The 14,665-nt window shown below is 62.2% G+C and carries 10 protein-coding genes; 8 read left to right on the top strand and 2 right to left on the bottom strand.

The genetic code is table 11. From position 1 onward, the window contains the following. Positions 1–66 precede the first annotated feature (66 nt). Positions 67–1,320 carry a M24 family metallopeptidase gene (locus HK439_RS01245; protein ID WP_190289553.1) on the top strand — a complete coding sequence of 418 codons (1,254 nt, stop codon included), beginning with the start codon at positions 67–69 and terminating at the stop codon, positions 1,318–1,320. Positions 1,321–1,353: 33 nt separating this feature from the next. Here HK439_RS01245 and HK439_RS01240 read toward each other — a convergent pair whose 3' ends face one another. Continuing rightward, positions 1,354–2,277, bottom strand: a complete 924-nt coding sequence (locus HK439_RS01240) for a LysR family transcriptional regulator (protein ID WP_190289552.1) — start codon at positions 2,275–2,277, stop codon at positions 1,354–1,356. A 195-nt stretch (positions 2,278–2,472) separates the two neighbouring features. Between HK439_RS01240 and HK439_RS01235 the strand changes: the two genes are divergently transcribed. Both HK439_RS01235 and HK439_RS01230 read left to right on the top strand, forming a co-directional pair. Next, a complete protein-coding gene (locus HK439_RS01235) occupies positions 2,473–2,859 on the top strand; it encodes a carboxymuconolactone decarboxylase family protein (RefSeq protein ID WP_190289551.1) in 387 nt (128 codons plus the stop codon). After that, the gene (locus HK439_RS01230) at positions 2,787–3,746 is read left to right on the top strand and encodes an NAD(P)-dependent oxidoreductase (RefSeq protein WP_235987508.1); all 960 of its coding nucleotides are present in this window, start codon (positions 2,787–2,789) and stop codon (positions 3,744–3,746) included. Before HK439_RS01235 ends, HK439_RS01230 begins: the two co-directional genes overlap by 73 nt. 32 nt (positions 3,747–3,778) lie before the next feature. Here HK439_RS01230 and HK439_RS01225 read toward each other — a convergent pair whose 3' ends face one another. Next, positions 3,779–4,570, bottom strand: a complete 792-nt coding sequence (locus tag HK439_RS01225; protein WP_190289549.1) for a sterol desaturase family protein — start codon at positions 4,568–4,570, stop codon at positions 3,779–3,781. An 89-nt stretch (positions 4,571–4,659) separates the two neighbouring features. On the opposite strand from HK439_RS01225, the gene HK439_RS01220 reads away from it, so the two are divergent. The 5 genes from HK439_RS01220 to HK439_RS01200 all read left to right on the top strand — a co-directional run bounded on the left by HK439_RS01220 (position 4,660) and on the right by HK439_RS01200 (position 14,625). After that, a complete protein-coding gene (locus tag HK439_RS01220) occupies positions 4,660–5,349 on the top strand; it encodes a TetR/AcrR family transcriptional regulator (RefSeq protein ID WP_190289548.1) in 690 nt (229 codons plus the stop codon). A 100-nt stretch (positions 5,350–5,449) separates the two neighbouring features. After that, positions 5,450–6,292: an urea carboxylase-associated family protein gene (locus HK439_RS01215; protein WP_190289547.1), complete on the top strand. Its 843-nt coding sequence runs from the start codon at positions 5,450–5,452 to the stop codon at positions 6,290–6,292. Positions 6,293–6,523: 231 nt separating this feature from the next. Continuing rightward, complete coding sequence (locus HK439_RS01210; RefSeq protein ID WP_190289546.1) at positions 6,524–8,251, top strand: C1 family peptidase; 1,728 nt, start codon at positions 6,524–6,526, stop codon at positions 8,249–8,251. An 80-nt stretch (positions 8,252–8,331) separates the two neighbouring features. Next, positions 8,332–13,209, top strand: coding sequence for an OmpA family protein (locus HK439_RS01205; RefSeq protein ID WP_190289545.1), 4,878 nt, complete (start codon positions 8,332–8,334; stop codon positions 13,207–13,209). Positions 13,210–13,389: 180 nt separating this feature from the next. After that, positions 13,390–14,625, top strand: coding sequence for an MFS transporter (locus HK439_RS01200; protein WP_190289544.1), 1,236 nt, complete (start codon positions 13,390–13,392; stop codon positions 14,623–14,625). The last annotated feature ends 40 nt before the right edge of the window (positions 14,626–14,665 follow it).

The raw sequence follows: 14,665 nt of genomic DNA, 5'->3' as shown, positions 1-14,665 counted from the left end.
GAATTTCCAGAATTTTCTTGGCCGTTCCTGTGGTGATACGAACGGTCAGACAGGAAGGAGATCTCCATGGCGGAACTCGACTGGCATGCGGAGCGCAGTGATCTGGCGGAACTTGTCCCGCTGGACAGAAGCCCGGAAGACGGGATCGATCTGGTCGCAGTGCGAACCTACCGGCAGGCGCGGGTCCGAACGGAGATGGCCCTGCGCGGCATCGATGCGTTGATCCTGAGCGACCCGGTCAACATCCGTTACGCCACCGGCACGCGAAACATGCAGGTGTTCTCCATGCGCAATGCCGCCTCACGTTACCTGCTTTTGACCGCCGACCGGTCGATCCTGTTCGAATTCACAGGCTGCCTGCACCTCGCCGAAGGCTTCGAAACCGTGGACGAGGTCCGTGCCGCGAAGACCGCCAGCTTCGTCGCCGCCGGCCCGCATATTGCCGAACGCGAATGCGACTGGGCTGCGGAGACGGCGGACCTCATCACCGAACTTGTGGGTTCCGGCGCCACCGTCGGCCTTGAGCGGCTGAACGCCGGCGCCGCGATCGCTCTTGCCTCACACGGGTTCCGGATTGTCGATGCGCAGGAGCCGGTCGAGATGGCCCGTTCCATCAAGTCGGACGAGGAGATGAAATGCGTCATCGCCTCGTTGCGCGCGACGGAGATCGGAGTCGCAATGCTGCGCGCAGCGATCCACCCCGGCCTGAGCGAAGTGGAACTCTGGTCGGTCATGCATCAGTCGATCATCGCCCAGAACGGCGACTATGTGGAGACCCGGCTCCTGAATGCAGGTGCGCGAACCAATCCCTGGTTTCAGGAGGCCGGTAACACCGTCATAGGACCGAACGAACTAATTGCCCTCGATACGGATGTGGTCGGCTGCCACGGCTACTACGCCGACTTCTCCCGCACCTTCCATTCCGGTCCCGGCAGGCCGAGCGAAGAGCAACGCACGCTCTACAAGACCGCTTACGAGCAGGTGCAGCACAACATGTCGATCCTGCGCCCGGGCATGAGTTTCCGCGATTACGCCGAGGCCGCCTGGGACATTCCGGCCCGCTATCACGCCAACCGGTATTATCTCAGCGCCCATGGCTGTGGCATGACCGGCGAATATCCCTACCTCTACCACCGCGGCGATTTCCCCGACGCAGGCTACGACGGCGAGATCCTGCCGGGCATGACGCTCTGTGTCGAAAGTTATATCGGCGCGGAAGACGGCAGGGAGGGGGTGAAGCTGGAGCAGCAGGTTCTGATCACCGAAACCGGCGTCGAACTGCTGTCGCAGTTCCCGTTTGAAGAGGATCTGCTGCGGTAGTGTTCGCCGGACAATAATCGGCGTTCGCAGAATTTATAAAGCCAACGGCCGCGGCTTCGGCAGATCGCTCGCGATTTCGCGCAACAGGCTGCGGAACCAGATATGGGCGGGGGACCGGTGGGTCCGCCCGGTCCATCCCATGTGGATCGAAAAGCTGCAGTCAAAAGGCGCGCGAATACAGACGATGCGCGTCGAATAGATACGGGTGAACCCTTCCGTCGCGGTCAGGACCAGATCGGTGCCTTCGATCACCTTGTCGATATCCCCGAAGGAACAGACCTCGACCTGCGGCGAGATCGAGACCCCCAGCCGGTCCAGCGCCGTGTGAAATTTCGGTCGCCAGTTGATCGACGGGCGGACGTGGATGTGCCGCGCGGCCACATAGCTGCCCAGATCCATACGCGTGCGACACCACGGGCTGTCGTGCGACACGAAACAGGCATACCGCTCCGCCAGAAGCTGTTCGGAATAGGATCCCGAACCATAGTCGCTGATGGGAGAGATCACCACGTCGCACAGATCCTGCTCAAGCTGCCTCGAGCCGTCGCCATCGGCGGAAATCGTCGTCAGCCGCACATTGGGCGCAAACTGGCGCAGCCGCTGCACCAGCGGTGCCAGCAGGATGCCGCGTTCGTAGTAATTGCAGGACAGGACAAAGGTGTCGGTCGACAGCGCCGGATCGAATTCGGTCGGAACGACCATCCTCTCATAGAGCTGCAAAAGTTCCCGCACACCACCGGCCACGTCATCGCAGCGGCGCGTCGGCCGAATCCTGCGCCCCTGCTTGACGAACAGCGGATCGCCAAAGACCCCGCGCAACCGCTCGATCGTGTAGCTGACCGTGGACTGGCTCATGTCCAGATAATCGGCCGCGTCGCTGATGGAACCGTGCTCATACACAGCCGCAAGAACCCGCAGGGCGTGAAAGTCGGTCTTCAGATGCTGTTCGCGGGGCATGGAAATCCTCCCTGGAATTGAATGGATTATGCATGATCCATCGAAAACTTCGATGCCACATATCGGCGTCCTGCCGTTGTTGGAGGTGACGGACAGGCGCATGCTTGAAGAATGATCGCCCGATTTGGGGAGGCCTTGGGCGGATCATCAGAAAGAACCGCGGGCACAGATCCGGCGGCACAAGGGAGGAAAGACATGGCAGACCAAAAATCCAACTACGATCTGGGGCTGGAGTTGCGTCGCAAGATGTTCGGCCCGCAGGGCGCGGACGATCAGATCGACAACGCGTCCGACTACATGGCGCCGCTGCAGGACATCGTCACTCGCATCTGCTTCGGCGAAGGCTGGCAGCGCCCGGTCCTCGACAAGAAAACCCGCAGCCTTCTGACCCTGGCGATGCTGACCGCCATGGGCCGCACCCACGAGATCAAGATCCATACTCGCGGCGCGATCGCCAACGGCGCCACCCGCGAGGAACTGCGCGAACTCTTCCTGCACTCCTACCTCTATTGCGGCATCCCGATGATGGTCGACGCCATGCGCGCCAGCGACGAGGTTCTGACAGAACTGGAGGCGAAGTGATGACGGAGCGTATCGGCTTTATCGGTCTGGGAAACATGGGCGAACCCATGACGCGCAACATCGCGCAGGCTGGTTTTGACCTCACCGTCTACGACGTGGATGGCGAGCGCACCGCCCGCATCGCCAAGGAGATCGGCGCCAAGGCGGCCGCAAGCCCGGAGGACCTGGGCAAGGCATCCGACATCGTGGTCACGATGCTGCCCACGGGCGCGATCGTGCGCGCGGTGGTCCTGGAACAGGGTCTGGCGCAGGGCCTCGCCCCCGGCAGCCTGATCGTGGACATGAGTTCCTCCGCACCGACAACCACCGTGGAACTCGGCCGCACCCTGGCGGAGAGCGGCATCGGCCTGATCGACGCGCCCGTATCGGGCGCCGTGCCGCGGGCCAAGACCGGAACGCTGACCATCATGGCCGGCACCGACGATGCCGCACAGCTGGAACGCGCCCGTCCGGTTCTCCAGGCAATGGGCGAGAAGATTTTCCCCACCGGCCCCCTCGGCACCGGCCACGCCATGAAGGCCCTGAACAATTTTTCCGCCGCCGCCGGCTTTGCCGCGGCCAGCGAGGCGCTGATCCTGGGCGAACGCTTCGGCCTTGATCCCAGGACGGCGGTGGAGATCATGAACGTCTCCACCGGGCGCAATTTCTCCACCGAGATGACAATCCCCGGCGAAGTCCTCAGCGGACGCTTTGCGTCGGGCTTCGCGCTAGCGCTGCTCGCCAAGGATGTCGGCATTGCCGCGCAACTGTCCCGCGATCTCGGCGCGGACCTGCCCTTGGTCGCCCAGACCGACCGCTGGTGGGACGAAGCCCTTAAGGCCGCTGACGGCCCCGCCGACCACACAACTGCCTACCGCCACTGGAAGGCTCATGCCGATCGGGAATAGGGACTGGCGTCGATAGCTTGCAAGTGAGGCACTTAACTGTCCCACCGTCTCATCGGCAAAGCCAGCACCGACAGCACCTTCCAATAATCCGGCAGTCCGGCGGCAGGGTCGGTGCCCAGTTCCTCCGGCGTCGCCCCCGGGCGGTAGATGAAGGTGCCGAAGAGCTGGTCCCAGAGGGAGATCACCGCGCCGTAGTTCTTGGCCTCGGCCACGTCGGCGGAATGGTGATAGCGGTGGGTTTCGGGGCCGATGAAGAGGTAGTTGGCGAGCCCCAGGCGCATATCAACGTTGAAATGACTGATGATGCCGTGAAAAGCATTCACCACCAGAAAGATCAGCACCGCCTCCGGCGTGTAACCCATGAACCAGATCGGCAGGATGATCGCGAAGCCCTGAATGATGACCGCGTTGAGCGGGTGGGAGACAGCATGCATCAGCAGGTAGAGCCCGCGTGGCAGATGGTGGGCGGCATGGATGTGCCAGAGCAGTCGCCCGATCGGTCCGCGCATTTCGTGCATGGCCCGGTGGATCCAGTAGTTCATGAACTCGAACACGAGAAACAGGACCGGCACCTGAATCCACAGCGGCCAGTCCCGCGCCGGTCCGTCCGCATGGCCGGAAATGGTGATTGACACCAGGGCCAGCGCCGCCGACAGCAGGCCAAGCGAGCCGCCGGCAAGCACAATATAGGTAACGTCCGGCAACAGGTTACGCCAGCGCATGGACCAGCGCCGATCAAGCGGCAGAGTGATTTCCAGAACGAGATAGGTGAGAAGCAACGGCAGGGTGATCAGGATCCAGGCGGGTCGCTCGCCCACATCCATTCGCAGAAAGGTCCAGAGACCAAAGAGGATCCACGCCCAGGAAGCGGGATAAAGCCCATAGCGCAGAACTCGCCGGAGAAGATTGTCCCGTGGGAAGCTGTCTTCGGGAAAGCTATCTGGGAAAATGCCGTCTTGCTGCATGGTGTGTCATCCTCGAAATTGCAGGGATTGATATTCCGGACACCTGTCCGATAACTTCGGGAATAGGTTTCCACACGACACAAGGCCAGCCCCCGATGTCCGCTTCCGGACAGAACGCCGCCGGAATGTCCGGCCTCACATCCGACCCGCGCGTCCTGCGCACGCGCGCCACCCTTCGCGAGGCGCTGATGCAGCTTCTTCAACACAAGGACTGGGGCGGCATCAGCACGTCGGACATCTGTCGCCGCGCCGGCGTGGCACGTTCATCCTTCTATGAGCACTATTCTGGAAAAGCGGACCTTCTGGATGAGATCTTTGCCGCCCACATGGGTGCTATCCCACTCTCTCGAGAGCCAGGCGCGCCGCTTGGCACGCTGGATTGGTTGGCCGCCCATGTGGCTTCCAACCCCGCCCTCTTTGCCCGCAGTGCCGCCGGTTCCGGCGGCGACAGCCTCCTCCCGCGCTTTCGATCCGCCTTGACCCGCAAACTGGAAGAAGAACTTAACAACCGCGGCCACTCGGATGCGTGCGCAAACGCCGCCTACATTATCGGCGGTTCGCTGGCTTTCCTCTCCACGGCTCCGGGAGATGGCACACGTGACATGCTGCAACGACTTGCGGAAAAGCTACTGGCGTGACAGGCCGCGATCCCGGCTACTGCCGGTCGTCACTCTTGCCTCCCAGCGCCCACCGGTCCAAAACTGGACCCACCTATCCTCATTAAGCTCCGGGAGCCCCATGTCCGAACCTGTTGATGCCGCCGCCCGCAGGGCCGTGCCGCCGGTGATCGCCTATCCGCCGGAGAGCCTGCCGAAACCGGATCTGGCCCTCTATGCCGCCGCCCGCGAAACCGCGGTGAAGACGGCGGAGATCACCGTGCCGCCGCGCGACGCGGCCTCCATCGAGGTGCCGGCCGGCCATTTCCTGCGTATCGTCAGCGTGGAAGGTCCCCAGGTGGGCGATCTGAACCTGTTCAACAGCGCCGATCTGTCCGAGCGCTTCTATTCCGGCAAGACCCGCGCGCTCCACGGCACCCATGTCACCACCGGCGACCGGCTCTGGTCCTGCTTTCCCTATCTGCGCCCCATGGCGACGGTGGTGACCGACACGCTCGACTGGTACGGCATCGACCAGTTCGGCGGCTCGGTCCACGACGTAATCGGCACCCGCTGCGATCCCTATACGGGTAAGCTGCTCACCGGCACCGACTATCACCACTGCTGCCATTCCAATCTGACCCGGGCGCTTTCCGACGCGCGCCACCTGCCGCTTTCAGAGGCCGAGCCCCATGTCCATGACGTGCTCAACGTCTTCATGTGCACCGGCTTCACCCGCGACACCGGGCAGTATTTCATGAAGGCAAGCCCGGTCCGTCCCGGCGACCATCTCGAATTCTTCGCCGAGATCGACCTTCTTGCCGTCATGAGCGCCTGCCCGGGCGGCGACTGCAGTGCCGAGCATTCAAGTGACCATGCCGCCTGCCATCCCATGGTCATGGAGGTCTACCGCCCGGCCGAAGGCGCCCTCGCCGGCTGGACCTCACCGGAACGCAACGCCTATGACCGCAGCCACGGGCGCTAGAATCCGACTGGATGTCAGGAAATCTGCGGATTTCCGCATGTTTTCATCAAGTGGTTGACTTTCAAGAGAAATCAGGCGTTAAATAATTATCGACTCTCCAACGTCTTTTTCCCGGGGATTCATGAATACGTTAATATTAGGTGCGGATTGTTTCCGCATTTTTCTGATGAGCTGAATTTTATACATACCGCGACATGAACAAACATAATATAAGCCACGAGGGAGGCAAACATGCGTAAGGCATGTTTGGCGGCTTTGCTGCTTTTCACCCTGATGCCGTTCAACGGCGCTCAGGCTCAATATGTTACCGGCGCCCGTCTCGATCCGGACGTCTATGTGAAGATCCCGAAGACCCCGCCGCTGGCCCGCGGCGGTTATGCGTCTTTGCCGCCGTCCGTCTCGCTGAAGAAATTCGCCCCGACCCCCGGCGATCAGGGCCGGCAGGGAAGCTGCGTCGGCTGGGCCAGCGCCTATGCCGCCCGGACCCTGTCGGAAGCGGAGCGCCTGCAGATGGGTGACCGCGCCGCCATCAATCAGAGCCGGTTTTCGCCGGCCTTCGTCTACAACCAGATCCGCCTTGGCGGCTGCGGCGACGGTTCCTACCCCTCAGACGCACTGGATCTGATCAAGAATGTCGGCGTCCCGCTCCTGAAGGATTTTCCTTACACGGATGAAAGCTGCAACCGCGAACCGGAAAGGAACGAGCTGAGCCTTGCCTCCGGCTACCGGATCAAGGGTTACCAGCGGCTCTTCAACGACGATTCCACGGCCAAGCATATTGCCGTGCGCCGCAGCCTTGCCAACGGCCACCCGGTCGTCATCGGCATGCAGGTCTCGGAGAACTTCATGCGCTCGTCCGAGGTCTACCGCGGCAGCAACGAGGACCTGATGGCCCTTCAGACCGGAGACCTGGGCGGTCACGCCATGGCCGTCATCGGCTATGACGACACCAAATACGGTGGCGCCTTCGAGTTCATCAACAGCTGGGGCACGGACTGGGGCAACGGCGGGTTTATCTGGGTCACCTATGACGCCTTCAACACCTATGTGATGCAGGGTTACGAGATGATCCCGCCCGACCCGCCACGCCCGCCGGCCGTGGTCGACATGGGCGGCGAGATCCGATTCCGGCACATCTCCGGACGGCCCATGCCCGGATCCATCGTCAGCGCAGGCATGAGTTTCCGTCTCGACGACCCCTGGCCTTCCGGCACCCGTTTCCGCGTCGAGATCGGCGCAAGCGACGGGGCCTACGTCTATGCGCTTGGCGGTGATCTTTCCGGAAAATTTGTGGAACTCTTCCCCCGCGGCGGCGGTGTTTCGCCCCATGTGGACGGCGGCTCGACCCTGCTGATGCCCGGGCCGAACGAACAGTTCTTTACCCGCATGAACGACGACACCGGCACGGATTTCTATGTGGTCCTCTTTGCCCGCGAACCATTGCCGGTGAAGGATATCGTCGCCCGCATGAGTGACGCTTCCGGCAATGTGCGCGACAAGCTGGAGGCGGCCCTCGGCGACCTCGCGGTCGATTCGGCGAACGTCAAGCTTACCGGCAACGGCATGGGCTTCGAGGCGGCCAGCGACGGCCGCACCGTGGTGCCCATGGTGGTCTCGATCGAGCATGTGGACCGCGCGCCGGCCGACCGGGACCGGGACCCGCCGAAGCTGGTGGTGTCCGAGCCCGCCGTCGACGAACTGGAGCAGGTCGTCACCGACGATCCGGTGCGCAGGGTGTCCTCGCCCACCTTCCTGTTGCGCGGCAACGCCCAGGACGAAGGCCGGATCCAGTCCGTCGAGGTGGCCGAAGCCGGCGCCACCAGGTTTTCCTCGCGCGGTCCGTTCCAGGCCGAAATCGAGATACCCGACGACAACCAGCCCCATGAGGTCCGGATTTCCGCCGTCGATGCGGACGGCAACCGGGCCGAAACCACCATTCGCGTGATCGTGAAACCATGATCCGCAACACCCCCGTTTCATCCGCCTTGTCCGCGCACGCCTGTCTGTCGAAAAGACGCCGTGAAAAGGAGCTGCCACCGATGCTGCGTTCCCTCTTTTCCGCTCTCATCCTGCTGACATTCGCCATTGGTCCTGCCCATGCCCAGTTGGTGAAACGGTTCCAGGGCAAGACCCTGCAGCAGATGGTCGACATCAGCGTCAACACGCCGAGCAGGAGCGAAAAGGTACAGATCCGCTCCTATCTTGCGAAAAACTTTCCCAACGAACCGGAGGGACTGTTCGCTCAGGCCTGGATCTCGGACAACAACGGCGCGCCCGCAGAAGACGTCATCCGGCTTTATGAAAGGGCGGTCGAGGCCAAGCCGGATTTCGTCAGCGCCATGATCAACCTTGCGAATGCATACACGAATGCGAAGCGGTTCGACGACTCATACGCCTTGTATGAAAAGGCAATCAAGCTCGACCCGGTCGATCCGGACGTGGTCCGGAACACCTATTTCCTGTTTAAGAATAATTTCAAGGACGAAGAGCGGGCCAACCGCTTTCTGAAAGAGGCGGAACAGACCGTCCGTACGGCCCCCTATGTCTTCGATTTCGTGCGCGGCATTGCCCAGCAGAGCGCCGATAATCTGGAAAAGGCGGCAGACTTCTACGAAAGCGCCATGGACAAGGGCGGCACCTTCGAAGTCCTGGAACGGTTGACCAACATCAGACTGAAGCTGCTGGAACAGGAAGGCGCGTCGACGCGGGACCGCTTCCAGCCGCTCGTGAGGGTCATCAGATACGGCGAAGCGAATTCGGATGCCGGAGCCCTTCTCTATGCCGCGAAAACCCTGGACGAGCGGTTCCGGTCCAAAAGGGACGCGCTGAAATATTACGAGGAGTCCTACGACATCTATCCCACCGCCGAGGCCGCGACCGATGGCTTCACCGTGATGGCGAACTACGCCTTTGACCGCAGCTACAACCTGCTCGAACGCGCCTCACGCGATCTCCCGGATAGCTGGAAGGTCAGGTCCTACATGTCCTGGGCCAACTTCAATTTCCGGTATGAGCCCGATCTGGCGGAGAGGTATGCGCGCGAGGCTCTGGACCTTGCAGAATTACAATCCGATATCAAGGATGCCGCCCGCTGGTTCGGCGACTTCTACGAGGAACGCGGCGAATACGACAAGGCGTTGGCCGTCTACCAGAAGTCGATCGGCGGATTGTTCCAAGACGCCCGGCGGGGTGTGCGAGCCGATATCATCGACAACCGCATTCAGGCGCAGGACTATGACGCCGCCGCAGCAGCCCTCGCCGATATCGAAAAATACGACAACATCAATGCAGCATGGGCCGCCCTTCGCCACGAACGGTTGAACGCCGGCCGGTTTCTGCAAAACGAGCGCCAATCTTTCTTGCGCAACAATCCGTTTCTCAAGGATTGGGAACAAAGGTTCGGCGCCAGCCTGACGCTGGCGGTGGAATTCGAGTCCAATTCCGACGTCATCCGGCCCGAAACCCTGCCCGCGCTCGACAAGGCCGCGGACGCTCTGAATGCACCGGGGGGCGACAAATACGTCTTCCTGATCGAGGGACATACGGACAGCCGTGGCACGGATGACATCAACATGCCCCTGTCGCAACGACGGGCGGATGCGGTCGCGCGCTATCTGCATGAGCGCCACGGCCTTCCGATGAGCCGGCTTCGGACCGCCGGCTACGGACCGCGCCAGCCGATCGCCACCAACGAGACCGAAAGTGGCCGGCAGCACAATCGCCGTGTCGAGATCCGCCCTTACGGCAATGTTTCGGAACCTGAAATCGCCGTCTCCAGTGTGCTCGACGCAAAGGCCCTCACCGTATCTCCGGACGGCCGGATCGGCGCGATGGGCTATGAACCGGTCCAGTTGTGGGACCTTCACCAGAAGGTGAAAATCCGAGACCTCTACCGCGGTGGCTGGGTCCGCGCCTTCTCGCCGAACGGACGTTATCTGGCGGTTTCCTCGAATTACACCGAGATTTCCGGCGATAGCACCCACGCCGTTTACATCTATGATACCAAGACCGGAAATGCGGTGGCTCAGGTCATCAACGAGAATGACATCGACGATCTCAGCTGGAGCCCGTTCTCGAACGCCGTTGCCTATACCGACCGCAACGGATTTCTGAAGATTTTCGATATCAGGGAAAGGCGTATCAGCAACATCACCCGTGTCGGCATCGGTCGAATGTCGGGCTCGGTCGTCTGGCTCCGCAACGGAGAGCAGATCGTGACCAGCCAGGCCGAAGGGGACTCGATCAAGGTTTGGGACGCGCAGGATCTGAGCCTGATGCATGAATTTCCCGGTGTAAGCTGGGTCCACGAACTGGGCCAGAGTTACGATGGCCACTATCTGGTGGCGGTAGACAACCAGCGGGTGATGAGCATCTGGGATACCCGGACCTGGAACGATCCGGTGCAGGTGCGCTCACCGCTGATCCCCGACCGGATCGTGTCCCATCCGTCGAAACCCTGGGTGCTGATGAACGATACATTCGACAGCAGCGCGGGACTTGCGCTGGTGGATCTGTCCACCGGCAAGATCCTGGCATCCCGGGAAGGCGAACAGGATCTCGGTATCAGCTTCTCCCCCGACGGCACGCAAGTCATGGCCGGCAAGGGCAGCGAGATCCGCTGGTACGACACCGCGACCCTGCAGCCGACGGACACCATGTCCGGCTTTGCCGCCCGTCCAGAGGGGCTTTCTCTCGACGAGCGTAATGATCTCCTGCTGTCGCGCGACGACAGCGGCACCTATGTCTGGGACCTTGCGACCGGCACCCGGGTGCACAAGCTGAGCACCGATACCGAACTCGGCTGGAGCCGGCTGTCCGAGGACGGCAGGGTCCATCTAACCGTCGACAAGGACAACAACATCGTCGTCTTCGATACGGACGACTTCCGCGAGGAGAAACGCGACCGCCTGGACTTTGCCGTGAGCCGCATGAGGATCGCAGGCGACTATATCGCCTTCGCCGGCAAGCCGGACGGCCCTGGCAAGGATACTGCGGAAACCGGCATCGTCGAAGTCCGTGACCGGGAAACACTGAAGCGGATCAGCCGTTTCGAGGTTCCCTTCGTCACCGACCGCCTGCTCTATGACAAGCTCTATGGGACCGACTTCACCGGCCTGGCGGTTTCGAAGGAGGGCCTGCTCACCCTGTCCACGCGCTGGAAGGACGGCTACGGCCACGGATACACAGAATCCCGTCTCACCCGCGTATTCGACGCAAAGAGCGGCGAAGAGCTGAACGTCATCAGCAGCAGCAAGAATGTTACCGGCGTCGGCTTCGATTCCGAGGACGGCTCGCTGGTGCGCATCCTTCAGAACAACAACTTCTGGTATTACTACGAGGCGCGCACAGGCCGCTATGTCCGTTCGTCGACGATCGGCACCATTTACAAACACAAGCTGGACGACGGGCGGACGATCGAATGGTCCTACGACGTGCTCAGGCTCGGCGGCCATCAGGTGTTCTTCCGCGGCACCCTGCGCGACATTGCCGTTCATGAGAGCAAGAACCTGATCGTCGCCCTGACCTCGGCCAACGAACTGGTATTCTTTGATCTGGGCAAACTTGAACGCCAGCTCACCATCGTGATCAAGAACAACGATCAGTGGCTTGCCTATGCGCCCACCGGCGAATTCGCCGCCTCCCTCGCCGGCACGGATAACGTCTACTGGTCGCTCGGTGACAACTACCTGCCCTTTGATGCACTCAAGAGCCGCTACGAACGGCCGCATATTCTCCAGGAACGGTTGAGCCGGATCATGGACCACGCGGATGTGGTGGATCCGGTGGAACCGGACAAGCCCAAGGTCGATCCGGATCTGTTCAACGTGCCCTACAAGGTGACGCTGGCGTCCGCTGCAACGGACACGCTCGATGCCGACAGCTACACGCTGAAGCTCAGGGTCGAGAAGGACACCGCCGACCTGCCCGACCCGGAGTTCGAATACAAGCTCAACGGCCGGGTGGTGCTGAAGTCCCGCGGCTTCGACGAGGAGCCGGTCTATGACGGCGGCGAAATCGTCGGCATCGACCGCAAGTTCGACCTGCGCGAGGGCGAAAACATCATCGAGGCGAGCCTGGTCTACAAGGACGCCCGGGTTCTGACCCAGCATGTCGAGATCACCCGCAAGGTGCAGAAGAAAAAGAACGCCCCGGTTCGGTCAACGACCCAGCTCTGGTATTTCGGCGTCGGCATTTCCGACTATGAGATCAAGAGTCAGGACCTGGAATATGCCCATGCGGACGCCCTCTCGCTCGAGAAGGTTTTCAAGAGCCAGGAGGGCACTCTCTACAGCAAGGTCAACACCAGGGTTCTGGTCAACGATCAGGCGACCGAGCGGGATATCCGGGTGGAGATGAACGACTTCCTGCGTCAGGCCTCGGCAGAAGACGTGATCGTGATCTTCCTCGCCGGCCACGGCGTCCAGGACAATGAACAGAAGCTCTACCTGGTCACCTATGACGGCGACATCACCCGGCCCTACACCGGCATGCAGGTCGACAAGTTCCGCGACTTCCTTGCCAGCCGGCCCATCAACCAGAAAGCCGTGTTCCTGATGGATATCTGCCACGCGGGGACCGCAGGTCCGCGCCGCCGCGGCCGGGTCACGGCCGAGGACGCCGTGCGCGAGCTTGCCGACGGCACCGGCACCATCGTCGTCGCCTCGTCCACCGGTGCGCAGTCCTCGCTGGAGGACGCAAGCTTCGGAGGCGGCCACGGCGCCTTCACCGCGGCCCTGCTGGAAGGTCTTGCCGGCAAGGCCGATGACGACGCCGGCGACGGCAACGGCTACAACAGCATCCAGGAACTGATCAGCTACACGGCCCGCCGCGTCCCGCAGATCACCGACGGCCAGCAGCACCCGACCATCCCGCTTCAGGAAAACGTCCTCGACTTTCCCATGAGCGCGGCGAACTAGGATCGGGACATCACCGGAACTCCTTCTTTCCCGGAACGGTTCCCCGGGGGGGAAGGCCACGCAAACACGGTATGGCTCCGCCTGACACACGGCACCGCAAGCTTCCGTCCCTGAAGGAATCTCTCTAGTCTCGATTGTCACCGGTGCACCCGTTACCGGATGAAATCCATGGAGAGAGACATGAGCGGCGAAGGCGACAGCGCCAAGAACAGCACACGCGTCTGGCGCCGGATTCCGACCGGCATCTGGGCGCTCGGTTTCGTTTCGCTGATGATGGATATCTCCTCGGAGATGATCCACTCCCTGCTGCCGGTCTATCTGGTCGTCGGGCTTGGCAGCACAGCGCTGACGGTCGGCATCATCGAGGGGATCGCCGAGGCCACGGCCTCTATCACCAAGATCTTCTCCGGCGCCCTGTCCGACCGGCTGGGCCGGCGCAAGGAACTGGCGGCCCTCGGCTATGGCCTCGCCGCCTTCACCAAGCCGGTATTTCCGCTGGCGCCGACGGTCGGCTGGCTCATTGGTGCGCGCTTCATCGACCGGGTCGGCAAGGGGATCCGCGGCGCGCCGCGCGATGCGCTCATTGCCGATATCAGCCCGCCCGAACTGAGGGGGGCAAGCTTCGGCCTGCGCCAGTCCCTCGACACGGTCGGCGCCTTTACCGGACCGCTGCTCGCCATAGCGTTGATGGCGCTCTTTGCCGACAATTTCCGCGCCGTCTTCTGGGTCGCCGTCATTCCGGCGTTCATCTCCTTCGGGCTGATCCTGTTCGCCGTGCGCGAGCCTGAAAAGCACGAAGGCCCGCACAAAGTCCGCAATCCCCTCTCCCGGCGCGAGCTTTCCCGCCTGGGCAGCGCCTACTGGTGGGTCGTTGCCGTGGCGGCCGTTTTCACCCTTGCCCGCTTCAGCGAGGCCTTCCTGGTCCTCAGGGCCCAGGCGTCCGGCCTGCCGCTGATGCTCGTCCCCGCCGTCCTGGTGATCATGAACATCGCCTATGCCCTTTCCGCCTATCCGGTCGGTGTCCTGTCGGACCGCATGGACCGGGTGACGCTGCTGATCGCGGGCCTCGGCCTGCTGGTTGCCGCCGACCTGATGCTTGCCTTCGAGACCGGCCTGACCGGCATTACCGTCGGCACCGTACTTTGGGGCCTGCATATGGGCTTCACCCAGGGGCTGCTGGCAACCCTTGTTGCCGACGCCACCCCGATCGAACTGCGCGGCACCGCCTTCGGCATGTTCAGCCTTGTGACCGGCCTTGCCCTGCTCGCCGCCAGCGTCATTGCCGGTGCCCTGTGGAGCGGCATCGGCCCCAAGTGGACGTTCCTCGCGGGCGCGGGTTTTTCGCTGCTGGCCGCCGTCGGCCTCATTCTCATCCGCCGAAGAAAAACGGCGCGGCCCTCAATCCCGGAGGCATGACGACAGGGAATCCCGAGCAATTGCCCCTCCTTGACAACCC

The sequence above is a fragment of the Roseibium aggregatum genome, assembly GCF_014692675.1.
Lineage (GTDB): Bacteria > Pseudomonadota > Alphaproteobacteria > Rhizobiales > Stappiaceae > Roseibium > Roseibium aggregatum_C.
Note: the sequence above shows the minus strand (reverse complement) of the source record. Positions and strands in the feature narration are given on the sequence as shown.